This window comes from Chryseobacterium sp. CP-77 (assembly GCF_036362765.1).
Classification (GTDB): Bacteria; Bacteroidota; Bacteroidia; order Flavobacteriales; family Weeksellaceae; genus Chryseobacterium; species Chryseobacterium cupriresistens.
The window spans coordinates 1686711-1704035 of sequence record NZ_CP143637.1; the positions used below are offsets into that span (position 1 = coordinate 1686711).

General features: G+C 32.9%; 15 protein-coding genes. 8 read left to right on the forward strand and 7 right to left on the reverse strand.

Annotation, left to right across the window (positions count from 1 at the left end):
* Positions 1 to 211: 211 nt before the first annotated feature.
* Positions 212 to 457 carry a helix-turn-helix domain-containing protein gene (locus V0410_RS07605; protein WP_330746972.1) on the forward strand — a complete coding sequence of 82 codons (246 nt, stop codon included), beginning with the start codon at positions 212 to 214 and terminating at the stop codon, positions 455 to 457.
* A 35-nt stretch (positions 458 to 492) separates the two neighbouring features.
* On the opposite strand, the gene V0410_RS07610 is transcribed toward V0410_RS07605, so the two are convergent.
* Entirely contained in the window at positions 493 to 696 is a 204-nt protein-coding gene (locus tag V0410_RS07610; RefSeq protein WP_330746973.1) for a hypothetical protein, read from the reverse strand.
* An 81-nt stretch (positions 697 to 777) separates the two neighbouring features.
* On the opposite strand from V0410_RS07610, the gene V0410_RS07615 reads away from it, so the two are divergent.
* The 7 genes from V0410_RS07615 (at position 778) to V0410_RS07645 (ending at position 7769) form a co-directional block, all read left to right on the forward strand.
* On the forward strand, positions 778 to 2346 hold the full coding sequence (locus V0410_RS07615) for an AAA family ATPase (protein WP_330746974.1): 1569 nt from the start codon (positions 778 to 780) through the stop codon (positions 2344 to 2346).
* Between the two features lie 3 nt (positions 2347 to 2349).
* Positions 2350 to 3192, forward strand: coding sequence for a hypothetical protein (locus V0410_RS07620; RefSeq protein WP_330746975.1), 843 nt, complete (start codon positions 2350 to 2352; stop codon positions 3190 to 3192).
* Positions 3193 to 3509: 317 nt separating this feature from the next.
* Positions 3510 to 4049 carry a hypothetical protein gene (locus tag V0410_RS07625; RefSeq protein WP_330746976.1) on the forward strand — a complete coding sequence of 180 codons (540 nt, stop codon included), beginning with the start codon at positions 3510 to 3512 and terminating at the stop codon, positions 4047 to 4049.
* Between the two features lie 52 nt (positions 4050 to 4101).
* Positions 4102 to 4851 (forward strand): hypothetical protein, encoded by a 750-nt coding sequence (locus tag V0410_RS07630; RefSeq protein ID WP_330746978.1) that lies wholly within the window; start codon positions 4102 to 4104, stop codon positions 4849 to 4851.
* A 167-nt stretch (positions 4852 to 5018) separates the two neighbouring features.
* Positions 5019 to 5810, forward strand: a complete 792-nt coding sequence (locus tag V0410_RS07635) for a DUF2971 domain-containing protein (RefSeq protein ID WP_330746979.1) — start codon at positions 5019 to 5021, stop codon at positions 5808 to 5810.
* 239 nt (positions 5811 to 6049) lie between these two features.
* Positions 6050 to 6430: a hypothetical protein gene (locus tag V0410_RS07640; protein WP_330746980.1), complete on the forward strand. Its 381-nt coding sequence runs from the start codon at positions 6050 to 6052 to the stop codon at positions 6428 to 6430.
* A 148-nt stretch (positions 6431 to 6578) separates the two neighbouring features.
* The gene (locus tag V0410_RS07645; RefSeq protein WP_330746981.1) at positions 6579 to 7769 is read left to right on the forward strand and encodes a HEPN/Toprim-associated domain-containing protein; all 1191 of its coding nucleotides are present in this window, start codon (positions 6579 to 6581) and stop codon (positions 7767 to 7769) included.
* Between the two features lie 179 nt (positions 7770 to 7948).
* Here the strand turns inward: V0410_RS07645 and V0410_RS07650 are convergent, their stop codons facing one another.
* The 6 genes from V0410_RS07650 to V0410_RS07675 all read right to left on the reverse strand — a co-directional run bounded on the left by V0410_RS07650 (position 7949) and on the right by V0410_RS07675 (position 17259).
* Positions 7949 to 9460 (reverse strand): hypothetical protein, encoded by a 1512-nt coding sequence (locus V0410_RS07650; RefSeq protein ID WP_330746982.1) that lies wholly within the window; start codon positions 9458 to 9460, stop codon positions 7949 to 7951.
* A gap of 11 nt (positions 9461 to 9471) precedes the next feature.
* Positions 9472 to 10527 (reverse strand): hypothetical protein, encoded by a 1056-nt coding sequence (locus V0410_RS07655; RefSeq protein ID WP_330746983.1) that lies wholly within the window; start codon positions 10525 to 10527, stop codon positions 9472 to 9474.
* A gap of 150 nt (positions 10528 to 10677) precedes the next feature.
* A complete protein-coding gene (locus tag V0410_RS07660; RefSeq protein ID WP_330746984.1) occupies positions 10678 to 11745 on the reverse strand; it encodes a BsuBI/PstI family type II restriction endonuclease in 1068 nt (355 codons plus the stop codon).
* Positions 11742 to 13592: an HsdM family class I SAM-dependent methyltransferase gene (locus tag V0410_RS07665; protein ID WP_330746985.1), complete on the reverse strand. Its 1851-nt coding sequence runs from the start codon at positions 13590 to 13592 to the stop codon at positions 11742 to 11744. The genes V0410_RS07660 and V0410_RS07665 overlap by 4 nt, the downstream gene beginning before the upstream one ends.
* Positions 13593 to 13708: 116 nt before the next feature.
* On the reverse strand, positions 13709 to 15787 hold the full coding sequence (locus tag V0410_RS07670) for a type IA DNA topoisomerase (RefSeq protein ID WP_330746986.1): 2079 nt from the start codon (positions 15785 to 15787) through the stop codon (positions 13709 to 13711).
* A 20-nt stretch (positions 15788 to 15807) separates the two neighbouring features.
* On the reverse strand, positions 15808 to 17259 hold the full coding sequence (locus tag V0410_RS07675; protein WP_330746987.1) for a DUF3945 domain-containing protein: 1452 nt from the start codon (positions 17257 to 17259) through the stop codon (positions 15808 to 15810).
* Positions 17260 to 17325: the final 66 nt, after the last annotated feature.

Sequence of the window (17325 nt, forward strand, 5' to 3'; positions counted from 1 at the left end):
AGGTCGTGAGCTTTCTGCTTATCATCTCGTATACTTAAATTACCAGTTTTCGAATTGAGATTCTAAGCAATAGCTTCTATTATTCTTTGAAGTATCGCAAAGTTACATTTTCTGTAACCTATTTTACAAATATAATAAAAATTTAGCATTTGTTATAAGAACTTATAACATTTATTTTATTAAAAATTCCGCCTTTTGTAAAAATATAGTAATGGGAACAAAAAATGAGGAATTAATCAGATTTGGTATTCACATAAAAGATTTAAGAAAAAGTAAATGTCTTAGTCAAGATGATGTTGTTGTTAACAGTAATAATCTTACAAAATCTACAGTAAGTGATATTGAAAACGGAAAAAGAAATTTAGCATTCACAACTTTTTTAGATTTAGCTCGAGGTTTGAATGTATCGCCTTTAGAATTAATAAAATATTTTGAAAAAGAAAATAGTTACAGTTAAAAATAAACTCCTGACGAAACGTCAGGAGTTTATTTTTACTTTTTAATCTGTTTGTAGTAGCGGCCAGAACTTTGCTGAAGAATCTCTTCTGTTTCTGTTAAGAGTTTTGTTTTTTGTTGCAATTCCATTTCTTTTTGTTTTAGGTTCTTTTCAACATTACTAAGTTTTGTATTATTTTGATAAAGAAATACTGATAGTGTGATGATTGCGAGTACGCTGTAGATTTTTAATGTTTTCATATTTGTGGTTTTTGTAAAGTCAATAACAATCACAAATATCTATAGAATGCTAAAATTTTGTATATTTAGACAAACTAAACCATGATGATCACATTTTTTGTTGGGACTTCGACTCATATTCGTAATAGAAGAAAATACGAGCTTCCACACGTTATTTTATCACATAACTCTTGGAATGACTGGTGGGAATATCAGACTCTATATTATGCAGAACTTATTGATAATGATGGAAATTCCCATGATTTAGGAGGTATTAAAATTGGCAAATTTAATCTACAAAATGGGGCACCTCCATTACCTAATATATTTAATGAATTACCTGCTGATTTTTTCTCTCTTGGACAAGATGTAAGTTATTATGAAGAAATCCAAGAGCGAGGAGATGACTTTCGTGAAGAAATACTTGAAGCATTGAATGACATTTCTTATAACGAAGATTTATACAATGAAGCACTTAATGAAAAAGTTACGTACCGTTCTTTACTAAGATCTGTGTCGACGAGATCTGTTATCGGGCAGTTTAATAGATTAGCTAATGGGAATGCAACATTAACAAATTATGATTTCACTTATAAATCTTTTTCTAATCGAAGAGGAGTACCAGCATTAAATATGAACTTTCGTGTCGATCCTCAATCATATCCACCATCTAACATACATGTTATTATTGGTAGAAACGGTGTTGGCAAAACACATTTAATTAATAATATGATTGAGTCATTACTAGATGATAACGCATTAAAATTTGGTAAGTTCACTTCTCCAATTTCTGATCTGTCATCAGAAATTTTTGCAAATTTAGTATCTGTAACATTTAGCGCTTTTGATGAGACTGAACCTAAACCTGAGAGAAGAGATAAGAGAGCTGGAATTTCATATTCCTATATTGGTTTGCGTGAGGAAAGACGTGACGTAAGATTTGCAAAAGAAAATTTAAATGATGAAAATAAACCTCAAAAAAAATATTATACAACCAAAAGCCCTACAAAACTCAAGAATGAGTTTGTAAAAAGTGCAATAGCATGTAAAATATCAGGCAAATTGAAAAGGTTAAAGTCTGCAGTTCATGCTCTTGAAACTGATAGTATTTTTAATGATTCAGATCTTAATTCTATTTTTGACATTAAAAATACAGATGATTTTGAAGAAAAAGCAGGCATTGTTTTTAAAAAATTTAGTTCGGGTCACAAAATAGTCTTAATTACGATAACACGATTGGTTGAAACGCTTCAAGAAAGAAGCCTAGTACTTTTAGATGAACCCGAGGCACATTTACATCCACCACTATTATCCGCATTTATTAGAGCTTTATCTGATCTTTTAGTAAAACAAAATGCAGTTGCAATTATCGCAACACATTCTCCAGTGGTTTTGCAGGAAGTGCCTAAATCATGCTGCTGGAAACTTAATAGAATTGGTAGCTTTGCTAATGCTGAAAGATTGGAGATAGAGTCCTTTGGAGAGAATGTGGGGTCACTTACTCAGGAAGTTTTTGGACTTGAAGTAACTGACGCAGGTTTTCACAAGATATTAAAAGATTCTGTAAATGAACTTGAAACATATGAAGATATTGCTGAAAGATTTAACAACCAACTTGGCTTTGAAGCAAAGGCAATTCTTAGAGGCATGATATTAAACAATAATCGATAATCAATGCGACATATTCCTTTACCAAAAGATGAACATTCTGAAGCATTTGATGCTTGTCTAAGTAATATGACAGATCAAAATAGCATCAAAAATCTTCAAAATTCTAAAAAATATATTTTAGAAGCTGGGGATATATTTATTGAGAAAATTAATGCTGGTACTCTATCAACAATATTGCCGTCGCCTATAATAAATGGAATTAGGCTGAAAGAGTCGATGGTAAAACTTTACAAAGATAAGCTTTCTAAGAAAGGACAACCTGGCAGGGAATTTTATGATAAATGGCGCTCAATCTCTCCGAATAATCGCTGTCCTTTGTGTAGTGTTCAAAGAGTATATACACTTGATCATTATCTTTCTAAAGCGGATTTTCCTATATATGCAATTTTTCCTTTAAATCTCATTCCAGCCTGTCGAGATTGTAATACGGAAAAATTGTCACATATTGCTACAAAATATGCCGAAGAAACATTACATCCATATTTTGACAATATTGATAATGACAGATGGTTACATTCTAAAGTTAACGAAACAATTCCAGCAACATTTTCTTTTTATGTATCAGCATCGCCCAATTGGAATAGTGAAATGATACATAGAGTTAACAAGCATATGGAAGTATTTAACTTACATGAACTATTTACAGATCATGCGGCAGAAGAATTATCAAATATTATTTTAAGACTTAACAATTTATTCTGTATCGGTGGAGCGGAAGCAGTTAGAATACACTTAGGTGAATGCTTAGCGGGTTGTGAGAATGCTAATCTTAATTCATGGCGATCCGCAACTTACAGAGCAATGTATAAAAGTACATGGTTTCATTCAAATGGTCACCAGGTGTAAATCTAAATATAGTACTAAAAGAAAATGTGTTTATGAAAAATTCGAGAAATCGCAAAATTTACTATATATATGGGAAGTAGGTGAATTAAAATTGCAAGTTGGAAAAATATTTCAATTTCATAGATTGAAGGGTAAACCTTCGCCTTTACAAATTGAAGCTTCTTAACTAAACTTATAATTTTGAAAAAACATTTATGTACGTGGCAAAATATAAGTTAGAATTTTAGCAGAAATATCCAGGGAATATACTGAATATTAATAAAGAATTCTTATTTACTTTTGTTTATAAAAAACTAAACTAACATTTCTAAAACTGTATGCAAAATATAACACGAGAAAATTACAATGAGATACTTCGCAATTTTATTTTTGAGCATAACTTGAACAAAAATAAAATTTCAAAAGTCATCGGCTGCTCTTCAGCAACATTAGAGCGTCTTTTAAATGGCAATAGCCTTCCAAGTGATGAAATGTTAAAGCAGACAGGAGTACTAATAGCCATAGGCATTGATAGATATCGTAATTTAACTCGTAAAGAAAAAGGTAAAATTTCAGAAGTCATAGGAACAGTTTGTGGTGGAGGTTTAGGGCTTGCATCTTTAACGGCTATTGTTGGCGAATTGGGTTTCGTAGGACTTTCTGGAGCTGGTATCATGTCCGGCCTAGCGGTTTTGGGAAGTACAGTTGGTGCTGGTGCAGCGGCTGGAATTGTTGTGGCAGCGGCAGTTCCAATTGCAGCAGGTGTCGCAGGCTATGGGATTGTTAAAGGCGTAAAAGCGCTAACTAAGAAATATAAAAACAAAAGTAGTTTCATTGACAATAGATGGGAAATTGCAAAGGTGGTTTTTATATCATAAAATTATTAACATACTGTCATATTAGAATATTAGCCACTTTAAATTATACCAAATGGAAGAAAACTTAATAGCTTATTTTGATTTATTGGGATATAAGCAATTTATTGAAAACAATGAGGAAGAATTAACTGCATTACGAGTTGGTCATATACTGAGAGATATTGAAAGCTCCCTTTCATTAAGGAAAACAAAACCAATTAATCCTGGAAAAGTAATTCCTGATCTTGAACATAGTAAAGTTAACTGTCTAAATATATCGGATACCATTATTCTATGGACCAATAATTATTCGGATGATAGCACTGAGAATTTTTTGGATGTCTGCTTTAACTTAAATTTTATGCTTAACAAATATACTTTCCCCTGTAGAGGTGTGCTGATGTCTGATAAGTTTCAAATGATCAGTGGAAAAGAACATAATTCATCTGGATTTTCTTATAGCCCAAATATAATGTATGGCCGAGGTCTATTAAATGCACACGTAAAATCAGAAAGCTTTAATTTAGCAAGTACAGTTATTGACAAGTCATTTGTTGAGAAATTCGCTGGTAATTTTAAAGTGATTGAAAAAATAGAAAGTTTAGCGCTTAAATATTTAGTTCCTTATAAGGAAACGTATGATGATCAAGAACTTGAATATGTTCTTAAATTCTCAACAGGTAATATAAATCAAACTTATTTTGACAATGTAAAAAAAGAAATCGTTCATAATTTTCATAAAGATAATAAGCGAGTATCTGCAAGTGTACAGGAAAAAATAAATAATACCATTGACTTTTTAAATCATCATCCTTGGGAGTAATAAGTTCTATAATTATTGATTTAAATCGAATTAATTCATTAACTGATCAAAGCTAAAACTTTTAATATCTGACGGATAAACTATTCTTTTGTTGATATTAATACAAATTATAAACTTCGAAAAAACATTTATAATTTTATCTAGCGACTAACCAAAACGTATTACATATGCAGTATCTTGGAGACATTCCGGACATCCTTTATAAATATAGAGACTGGAGCGATGATTACCACAAAAAGGTAATTACTGAAAATCAACTGTTTTTATCATCTAGAAGAAGGTTTAATGATCCTTTTGATTCATCAATACCTTACCGATATGATGAAAATGAACTTACACCAGAAAATATATTCCTCAAACTACGAGAAATTGAAAAAAAAATAAACCCATCTCTTTCCGAGAATGAGATAATCAATCGCTGTTATGAAATACAGAAAAATGATCGTTTTACAAGTGGGGCATACTGGAAAGATAATTACGAAAAATATTTAAATGATATTGATGTAAGATTTGGAATTCTTAGTCTCACGACTAAGCGTGATAATTTATTAATGTGGTCACACTATACAAATTCGCACAAAGGTTATTGCATAGGCTTTGATAAAAAGATTCTTTTTGAACTCATTGAAGGCACGTTGGGTAAGATAAACTACGAGAAAAAAATGCCATATATCCCTTTGTTCGATGATACGGGATTGGGAGCAAACAATATTTTGTTTACAAAATCTAAGGACTGGGAATATGAAGATGAATATAGAATCAAAAAACATTTTGCAGCGGATAAAGTATATATATTTCCTAATGAAGCTGTTAAAGAAGTTATATTGGGTATGAAACTGACCGAGGAAGAAAAAGACGATATACTAAAAATTATTAAGAGTAAATTTTTGAATGCTAAATTTTACGAATCGACAATGGATTTATCAGAATTTAAGTTAAATATTATTCCAATTCTTTAGTAATCATACAGAATAAATTTAAAAAAAAATAACTAATGAATCGAGCATATATAAATGCGGCAAATGATTTTGAAAAGGTAGAAAGGTTAATTATTTACTTCAAGACGAGTAAATATTTAATCAACAAAGATTTTTAAATTGCGCAAAATACAATAACCGAATTAAATAACTCTCTTTAGATTCCTGATACAAACGAAAGCAATTTCGATAAAGAAACTTTAGATATTAATTTCTATGAGATGTCATTGGGCACTATGATGTATATAAAGATAGTAGATAATTTTCAAAATTACTTTAAAGAAATCTTATCTGAAATTGTAAAAATTAGACCTGAAATTTTAAAATCGAAGGAGACAGAAAAATTGGACTTTATTTTATCATTCAATTCCCGAGAAGAGATGATCAACGCCATTTCTGAAAAGAAAATTAACAGCCTTTTTTATTTAGGAATCAATGATCTAAAAAAATATTTCTCTAAAAAATTGAATGTCGAAATATTTAAAGATAGAGAGTATGAAATTAATTTGATAGTCAAACAGCGGAATTTGGCAGTCCATAATAGAAGTGTTATCAATAAAGAGTTTATTACAGAATTTCCTAATGAGAAAGATTTGACATAAGGTCTTTCCTTAAAATTTGATTTTACTTATGTAGAAAAAATTAATCATATTATTTACAGTATTATCAATGACATTGATAAAAAACTATCCCAAAAATACAACCTCACGATTTTAAAATTTTAAATCTACAATTAAAGAAATTAAAAGCATGGGCTCCTACTCACAAGTCACCGTAGCAGATTACCCGATATTCTCTGCTAAAAACAGTTTTTTCGATGAGATCATAAGTCTACTTTTTCTTCCAGAAGATTTTATTATTGAACAGAGAAGAAATTCTTCAAAAAATGAAATTGTTTGGGGTGACATCTATACAGACGATAGTGATGATTTTGTTTTTAACGGCTATAAGCAAAACGTTAAAGTTTGCAAAGAGCGACTTGAAATATTCGGGATGACAGCTGAAAAGGCAAGAAAAGAATTTCATGCGGCGAAGAAAATTGCTAAGGAAGAAGGATTTTATGATTTTCCACTGTCTAAAATCACTTATCATCAATATCTTGAAGAGATATCAGATATTATCAGAACAAATGATCACAATTACGATCAATTATATACAAATTTTAGAGACGCTTTAATTGCTGGAGAATTAGGTATTTTTGGACAAGCTTTGAAAAGCCATATCTATTCCATTCTGAGTGTAGCTCCTGAAGATGCGATAGTCGAATATGATTTATCAGATGTAATAAACAATGGCTGGGTTACTGAAAGGGAAGCAAGAAAGATAGATTTTCAGAAAATGCTAGTATTGACCGAAGGCAGGACAGATGTCGAATTTATTGGAGCCTCCATTAAAAAGCTACATCCGCATTTATTTCCTTATTTTCACTTTATTGATTTTGATGAATATAAAGTCGAGAGCAATGCTTCGGCATTAGTTAAATTAGTGACCGCATTTGCTGCGGTTAATATTACACATCCCATAATTGTACTTTTTGACAATGACACCACAGGTCTAATGGAAATGAAAAGATTAATGCAAGTACAAATGCCAAGTAATATCAAAGTTTTGAAACTTCCGGATTTGAAATTAGCAAAAAGATATCCTACTTTAGGTCCAACAGGTGTCAAGAGGATGAATATTAACGGATTAGCTTGCGGTATTGAGATGTATTTAGGTTCTGATGTTTTAATTGAACAAGAAGCTTATATACCTATCCATTGGAAAGCATTTAATGAGAAAGAAAATAAATATCAAGGAGAAATTTCAGATAAAAAATTGGTACAAGAAAAATTTCGTAAAAAGTTAAAATCCGAAGGATCTTCAAATTTCGAAGAGATGGAGCTCATTTTAAAATCAATATTTACAGCGTTTCAGCTTCGAGGAAATGAAGAAATGTAATGATGTAAGAAAGAAGTTTCACAACAGTGATTTTCCGGCGGCAACCTGAGTATAAATTCTAAGGTATATATGTTAGATTCTAAACTAGATGTTGAACGATTGCGCACTTACCTAAAATCAAAGAGCAAACTAGAATTATTGAAAAATATTTGAAAATTTATCTACTTTTTAAATAGGATTTATATGAATTTCGGCTTAGGAACAATGTTTTCTGGTAAAGTCTGAGCAGCATTTCCACAAATGTAATATATAATTGTAGCAATAAATATTAGAACGAGCACTACAATCCAAAGAGTAGTATACCATTTTTTCTTTTTCTTGATATATAATAAATCAGAATTATGTTCTTCATCATTATTAAGAATACGTGTGATATCTTCCTCTGTTAATAAATCAGTATACCTCTTTTTAAAATCTTCGTAACTTTTTTTAAATCTACTTTCTTGCTCATTCAGTTCATATCTTGAAATTATCATGTAAACCAGCGTTATTCCAATAAAAACCAACGTTATCAAAGTACTGTACATGATAAAATCTGAATTATTTTTTGGTGTAGCAAGAATTCTCGTGACTATTAAAGAAGAGAAAAATGTAACTAACGAAAGTGCAGACTTTTGAAAACCATTTGCAAAATTGTCTGTAAAACTTGCTACTCGCTTGCCATAATCTAATATCTGGTCAGACATTTTATTTCTGACTTCAATGTATTGCTTTACATTCTGTTTTTCATAAATCTTGTAGCTAGATTTTAACGATTCAAATACGTCGCCTTCAAGCTCTAAGGTAGAATTCTTTCTTAGATGTAAGGATATTAGGTTTCTAGCTAATCCAATTTTATCTAATATACTACCGCTACTATATATCCATAAATATATATTGTAAAAATCATCTAAATTTTTAATATTAATATTATCGGCGTCTACTGATTCACTTATTGACTTATAGCCATTTAATTTATAGTAAAAATTTTCTTTTGTTAAATCTGTGATATCAAAAATTGATGATATCACAAGAATTTTGCCTACCCTTTTAAATCGCTCCAATGTTGACAATTCCATTTCACCATTACCGTTGAAAATGAAATCTTCTGGAAGAACCTTTAGTTTACCAAAAAATGATGAATGATTATTAGAAGTAATATTAGTAATTCTCTTTTCACGATAATCATAATCCTCTTCTTCTACTTGATATTGTGCAGCAATAAAGAATTTACTACTATTTAATGTACCAACAAAATCATTTATTAATATATAAATCTTTGAAGTATGATTAAAAACACTGCTGGAGAAAAAGTTTGCTAAACTTAAACTGTCAAATGAATTTATATAATTGAAAAAACAGTCTTTTGAATAAAAGTGGAATTGGTTATTGGTTGAAGTCTTATAAATATTGATTTTAACGTTGATTTTTTCTCCCTCTTCATGACTTGACAATAAATTATTTAGATCATTGAAACTTGATGAAAAATTATTATCATCTTTGATTATAATAGGTTCACCTTGATCAATAGATAAATAGACAGAACAAATATCCGAGTTTTTGACTTCCGCAAGAATATTTTTGACAGTTTCTTCTGTAGGCAATCGGATTGTCGAATATGAATATTCTAGTGTAAATTCATTGAAATCTTCTTCAAAAATTTCAATTTTGTTAGCAGTTCCAATGCTATTAAAAAAATCATGATACCTCATACTTTTGTAGATTAACCACCAAATTCGTTGAAGCCCGTTGAGGTCTTGATAAATATACCTTTTTCTTGTCTATCATTACGAGCACTTTCTATGGTACCAGGATTTATTTCTCCTTTGAGAACCAAATCGATACTTTCATGTAAAGTAATAGTTCTTTTTATTTTTGCAGTTATGGCATTTTTAACTAAGCTAAATTGTGGGTCAAAAGCAAATTTTGCAGGAAGTTCTCTAGCTTTATCTATATATTGAACCATATTTAAACCTTCTTTTTCCGGATCATATCCTTTTAAACATCTTTCAATATAATCTTCCATCACAAATTCTTCATTTGAACGAAAATAATGAATTGTAGTATTTCTTAAGTTCCAAAAATCAATATTTGATTCTTTTCTTATAGCATTAAGAATTTTCGATTCAATTACAGTAAAAGCTTTTTTTGTATTTTCCTCATCTTCATACTTTTTTGTAAGTTCTAAGAAACTCTCACTCCAATATTTTGATATTGATGGATTAATATCATTAACATAAATATCTCCTATATTTTTGTCCTTGTCAAAAGTAATTTGAACAGATTTAAAAATCTTTTTCTTTAATGGAAATCCATCTTGTTGAGTAAAGGTTTTGCTTTCTATATAGGAAAGCGTTTCAGCTTTACAAATTATTATTTTTTCAATATCTCTATCAGTAATGTGTGAAATGATAAGCAACCCTTCATGCAATTGCTTACCTAATTTCAAAATTTTTTCCTGAGCCTCCACTTCAACTCTTAGTAATCTGTCGGCAATTGCATCTACTTCACTGAAATCTATATTACCATTCACAATTTGGCTGACAATATTAATAACCTCAGTATGCATACTATTATATATGAACTGCCTCCCCTCTCTAGTTGAAATTTCATGAACAATACCATGTATAAAACTCATATAATCCCCTTCATTGTCATTTACTTCCAAACTTGTATGGTTGTTAGCGTTTAAATCTAAGGTATAGGAACCAATGTTATGAATCTGAAGGTCACGTTGTGGAAAAGCTCCTTCCTGCTGTAAATCGTTGTTGTCTGCCATTTAATTAATAGAATACAATTCTATTGTATATAGTTAATAATTTTTTCTAATGTTGTCATTAATAACATTATTGCCAAATATATTAAAAATACATTATCGGTAGTTACGTGTTTCCGTAAATAAATGGAGTCAATAAATAAAATACTGCTATTAAAATTCAAACAATTTCCTCTCTATATCACTTAAGAAAATCAAATGATCTGGTTCAGACATAAACCAGGCAAAACTACCCCAGGCTAAATCAGGAATTGTTTTACGAAATGGTTGTACCTGCCTCTCTTTATAAGCTGTAACAAATGCTATATGTTTACGATCAAATCCAGCCTTATCACTTATTTCATATAAGGCAGATTTTCGTCTTTCAGAAATAGGGCCATCTGTTGCTACAACTTCAATAAAAATTAACAGAGGTTCAGTAGTTCCAAGATCAACTAAAATAACATCCGGCAGGTTTTTATCCACTTCAATATCAAGACCAATAGCTTTGGCTACTACATCATCAACAAAGGTAACTTTAGCATCACTTGTACTCAACCACAATACAGCAGGCTTTTTAAGAAATTTATGAGCAAACACTTCCACCACAGCCTTTGATATTATTGAACTAAGACCCGCACTGAGATTTCGTGCTTCCCCGTTCGGAAATGTTACCAAAACACGTTCAGAATTTTCATCAGCAGTTCTTGAGGCAAGGGTGATTCTTGCTCTGGCGGCGGCAGATAAGTTTTTCTCCTGCCAGCCTTTAATTGCTTCATCGAGTTCCTCGTCTAATAAGTCAGGATCAAACAATTTAGCAAAACCTTTCTGTAAAGCATATCTTGGACGACTTGACGTAGTTGGAAGACCAGCTTTTGATGTAACAGCTCCCACCTGTATAAGCCCCTCCCGTAAAGTTTCATCTCTAATGGGTTCTCTAGTGTTATCTGCATACCATCTCTTACCTTCAGGTTGAAAACCTTTAGACATTGCTTTTTGTCCATAATCCTTACGGCTTTTCTCATCAGCTAATGCTGACTGTTCGGTGGTCATTCTATAAACATGGACTGGTCCAATAAAAGTCTCTTCGCCCTCAACAGCGCCAATATAAAGCATCGTAAAAATGGTACTAGCAGCCATCTCTCTTATAATATAATTTCTATTGGTGGTACCTTCGGGGAATATTGTTGGTAGACGTTCATGGATTAATTCTCTTGTTACATAAGGAGGGAGTTTACTCATGGATTAGTTTTCGTAAAAATTTTTGTACATTCCTTCTCAATAAGATCAAGACTTGCATTTTTGTTAATTAGTATTTGTAAACGTTTTAATTTTGATGGCTCGGGTAATGGTAATGATTCAAGTTCATAAGCTGATACCGCAACACTCCCACTGATTGTCCGGAATGCATCATTTACCACTTTGCTATTTAAGAAAGTCGATAGGGTTTTAAGATTGACTAGAGGATCAGAAGATATTGGAATAATCATATTCAAGTGATTTTCAATAAGAACAGCTTTATATTCTTTAAATAATTCATCAGGAAGTACAGCTGTAATTAGTCTTTTTTCCTGTTCTTTCGAAGTGGTTCGCTGAAGCAGTACGCATGATTTCTTGGTCAACAAGAAGTTATTATCTTCTTTAAAACTAAACCATTTTTTATGATTCTTTTTCTCTGATTTCAACTGAAAATGACCATCTTTGGAAACAGCTTCTGCCCAAATTATAGGAAATGAGCTTTTACTCTTTTTATCTGACAATTGTTTCTTATGTCTATTCCAAACCAACTGACCAGTACTTACTTTATATCCATAAGTATTAAGAGTATCTTTCATATTTGACATTGCTGCTACAATTTTAGCATGCTTATTATCTCTTGGTAATATCCAAGGAGAGCTCGTGCCGATAGGTAATTGATATTTACCAGCCGAAGAAATCTTTAATTTTCCATTAGGTAAAGTCGCAATCTCATTAATCTCAACTCCAAGACTTTCAAAGTATAATTTATTTTTTCTTTTATAGACTGCCAGTAGTGTTTCTTGAAGTACATCTTCAAATACTCCTTTTCTTCCAGCAACAAAGTCAATTGTTAAAGGACTTGTTTCTTTTCGAATGAACATTCTCAAATTTTTAAAATATTCACCAGAAAGAAAACTGGTAGGTGTTAGATATCCCACAATTCCATCAGCTTTAACAAGCTTAATAGCTAAGTGAGTAAACAATCCATAAAGATTCGCATGTCCAAATAGGCTTTCCCTGTATTCTTCTCTAATTTCTCTAGTTAATGACAATTTACCATAAGGAGGGTTGCCAATAATAACATCAAATTCCCTATTATTCGTTTTATCAGCAAAATATGCAAGTGTATCACATATCGTTACTATAGATTTAATACGACGCCCAGCTAAGCTCATAACGTCCTTGACTGCGACTTGTAAAAATACTTCTGTTAGCCATGCAGAAAAGGGATCAATTTCATACCCCTTCAGATTCTGTTCCAAATGTTGTAATTGTTCTTCAGGTGACAGAAAATGAATTGCTGAAATCATGCGAAGAGCTATTGGCGCTAAAAAAGCCCCACCCCCACATGCCGGATCAGCAACAGATGAGGATGCCCAATCTACTCCAGCTTTTTCAACAGAATTCAATAGTCTATCCGTAAGTGCTGGTGGAGTATAAAATACTCCGTTATCTGATCTCAACTTTTCCGGGAGAATGCTGGTATATAAGTTTCCTAGCTCATACGAAGCTTTAATGACATCTAATTCAGCTGCTGCTTGGCCAATTACACTGGCGAGAGCCTCAATACTATTGTCAAATTCAACAGAAACGATATTAATTTGACCAAGTTCTATAGGAAAGGATTTTATAATTGAATTCCAATAAGAATTGATAACACGCTGCATAAAGTATTGTACATTACCTAACCTTATATCATCTTCAAATTGTTTTGCCCAAGCTTTAGCCATAATTCTACCACTCGACAACGTTTTAAGCGGGTCGTTGTTTTTGCTATTTAAAATAGCTAGGATTTCTTTTGTTATTGCAGATTTCACTGCAACTCTTTTATGGCTTAATGTCGTGTTCATAATATATTTTCAAATATAATTAAACTGTAATTTTTATACAAGAAACTTTTTCATCACAATTCTCATTGACATAGCTAAAAAGTTAATACGACAAATCATGTCGTATTAAAATTGATTTATTGCAATATGAATAATGTACTGAGATCATCTTTTAAAATTAAATAGGCATCAAACTTTTTACCGTTTTTGCTTTTCATGTTTTTGATTAATGATGTTTTGTTTTGGGTTAATAGTAAAGTAAGATCTTTTATGCTAAGTTGTATTCCGCATATGGTTCTAAAGAGGATCCAGTTGCATTGCTCATCTGGGCATTTGACAATTTTATCCTTGATAATAACATTATGTTGTTGGCATTTGGGGCATTTTAATTGTGGGATGTTTTCTTGAGGAATATGAAGTGATAAGAGTTCGTTGGTGATTTCAGTTGTATAGTGTTGGATGTCGTTCATGAATTGGTTTTTACTGAGTTCACCTTTTTCAATTCTTTCCAGTGCGAGTTCCCATTCTGCGGTCATTTGGACATTGGCTATTTTTTTGTCTTTGACAAGGTTGTAAACCTGTAAGCCTTTATCGGTAGGAATTAATGTTTTACTTTTTCTGATGATATAGTTTCTGCTAAGCAAGGTTTCAATAATGGAAGCTCTGGTGGCTGGGGTTCCGATGCCGATATTGGAGAGTGCTTTCTGTTCTTCTTTATTTTCAATAGACCGGCCTGCATTTTCCATGGCTGATAAAAGATCTGCTTCTGTGAAAAGCTTGGGAGGCTGGGTTGTTTTTTCAAGTAAGTCGGTTTTTGAGATCTTCAATTCATCTCCGATTTTGAATTCCGGAAGTTCTGTAAGGACTTCATTTTTATTATTGGAATTTTCATTGTCAGATAGAATTCCTTTGATGGCACGCCAGCCCATGTTGAGTATTTTTGATCCCTTGATCTGGAATTCGTAATGATGGACTTTGATAATGATGTGGCTGACTTGTTTGGAGCAGGCATGGGACAAGGATTCTAATAAACGGTAAGCAATCATATCATAAATGGCTTTTTCCGTAGCGCTAAGTGCGGAAGGTATTTTGGTTGTTATGAGTAAACCATGATGGTCTGTCACTTTTAGATCATTGACTATTCTCTTGTTGAAGTTTCCGAATTTTAAATGGGTTACGGCGGCTTTGAAGGCTTCGGTCTGATTCAGTATTCTGACCAGCTCAGGGATATCAGTCCACAAATCTTCAGGAATATACTTGCTTCCGGTTCTGGGATAGGTAATGAATTTCTTTTCATACAAGCTTTGGGCAATCTGTAAAACCTCATCGGCAGAAAGACCCAACTTTCTGTTGGCTTCTTTCTGGAGTTCCGTGAGGTCGAAAAGTAAGGGAGATTGCTCCTGTACTGTTGTAACAGATACATCTTCTACAACAGCTCTTCCCTCCCGCTCTATGGATTTTTGGATTTGTTCTGCCTGCTTTTTTTCTTCCCATTGTAATTGTGATAGGCTGGTGAAGTCTGTATATTCTTTTCTGTGGCTCAGCTGGATTTGAAAGTACTTTTGCTTGGTGAAGTTTTGATGCTGAAGGAATCGTTGACAGATTAAAGCAAGCGTTGGGGTCTGCACTCTGCCTAAAGAATAAACATCTTGGTTTCCTGCGATAGTTAATGCCTGGGTAGCATTGATTCCTACCAGCCAGTCCGCTTCACTTCTGGCTTTAGCTGCTTGATACAAACCGTCAAAAGCATCACCTGGCTGAAGGTTTTTAAAACCGTCCTGTATTGCTTTTTCTGTCAGGGAACTGATCCAGAGTCTTTCAAAAGGTTTGTTGCATTGTAGGTAGTAATAGATATAGCGGAAGATCAGCTCTCCTTCCCTTCCTGCATCTGTTGCGACAATAATACTGCTGCATTGGCTGATGACTTGTTGTATGGTGTTGAGTTGTTTTAAAGCGGAAGGATCAGGCTCATAGCCTTTTGCTTTCTTTAGCTTTTTGGGAGTTAGAATAAAAGGGTTCGGAAAGATAGGCAAAGAGGCTTTGTTAAAGCCTCTTATACCATAATCTTCCGGCATTCCTAATGCGATCAGATGCCCTAATGCCCAGGTGACACAATATCCGTTACCGAATAAATAACCATCTTTCTTTTCATGGGCTCCTAATAATTGTGCGATTTCTCTTGCGACGCTCGGTTTTTCTGCGATGATTGCTTTCATATGATGGATTTAGATGTTTATTATAGTTTTCGTCCTCTTGGTTTTCTAACCTTTTTTTGCTGGTCTTCCTGCTGCTTATTGGCAGGCTGCTGCTGTTTTGATTCTAAAGGCTCCTTCACATTTTTAGTAGCTTCATTGGTTTTACCCTGCGTATTAACCGCAGTTTGGGTTTTATGATCTTCTGTAGGTTTTGCCTCTTCTTTAAGTTTATTAGGATGAGTGAATGAAAAGTCGATTTTGGAAGTTTCTTTGTTGAAGGTAATATAACCTTGATAAGCTTTACCTTTAGCATCGGTAAGACCGTCAACGTAAACGGTTTGCCCGGCTTTGAACTTTTCATACTGTGAATCGTCCAATTCTTTTCCTCTGAAGACTTTGGGTACTTCTTGATCCGTAGGTTGAGTTTGTTGTTGGTTATGATGATATTGACTTTGTTGTTGATTCTGATTATTATTGAACAGAAATTCCACATACCGCTTATCTGCATTGAATTGTACGGTGGCATCGAAAAGCTCACCTTTTTTTGAGGTCATGCCTTCAAGATACAATGGTCTTCCTTCCAGTAGGGTTTGTTTCTGCTGTTCATCAAGCCTAATTCCTTTTATTTCATCAGGGATTTTCATGTACTCTGCCCGATACGCAACAAGCTCATTGGTAAGCCTGTCTCGGCTGATGACTGATGGAATGATTTCATCTGTTTTAGGATTGACCAGATCTACTACCCTGCCCATATTCCCGGTTTCTCTAAGGTTCTTTTTGTCTTCATCACTGAACTGGTGACCTAAGAATTTATTATTGAGACTGGGCTCCTTTCGGATTCCATGCAGATGAACGGCAACCTGCCCAGTATCTCCTGTTTGAAGGGATAATCGAACATCCATTTTGCTTACTGCCGTTCCCAGGTTAATAGTAATCGGGATTAATGTATTGGTTTTAAAACCTCTGAGTAATGCATCCATCGCATTCATTTTTTCGAGCTTTTCCTGGTTAAGTCCGAACTTTTCCATCGTTTTCCAGTCGATTTGCTCAGGCTTAAAACGATATTCCTGATTGTCTGTGTTGTTGTCCATTGTATTTTGGTTTTTTGGATTGTTGTTGTGTTGAGGTAAAACTTCGTAGTCTTTCAGCTTTTCTTTTTCCTCAGGTGATGCCTGATCAACATATTTCTGAAGATCATTGGCGGTATTAACAGCATCGTATTCTGAAACTTTGAAAAAGTTGAAATGCGTGGGATTTTTAAGCTGTCGGTAGAAATTAGAAAAGAAATTGGAGAATAGATCGCCATGTTTATCTACCCTGATCAGCTGTTCATTATCCTTTTTTTCTTGTGGAGGAACCTTTTGAAGATTCCCATCCTGATCAACTCCCTTGACCATCTCAACCTGGTTGGTATGAATGTTCAGGACAAGGAGTGTGTCTGTTGTTGGTTTCAGTTCTTTGGGTTCCTGAGTGTTTATCAATTCATTTTCCATTGTATTTCATTTAATGGAACCAAGATATTGGCTCAATTAAGAAAATCCTGAAGATTGGAATGGTGA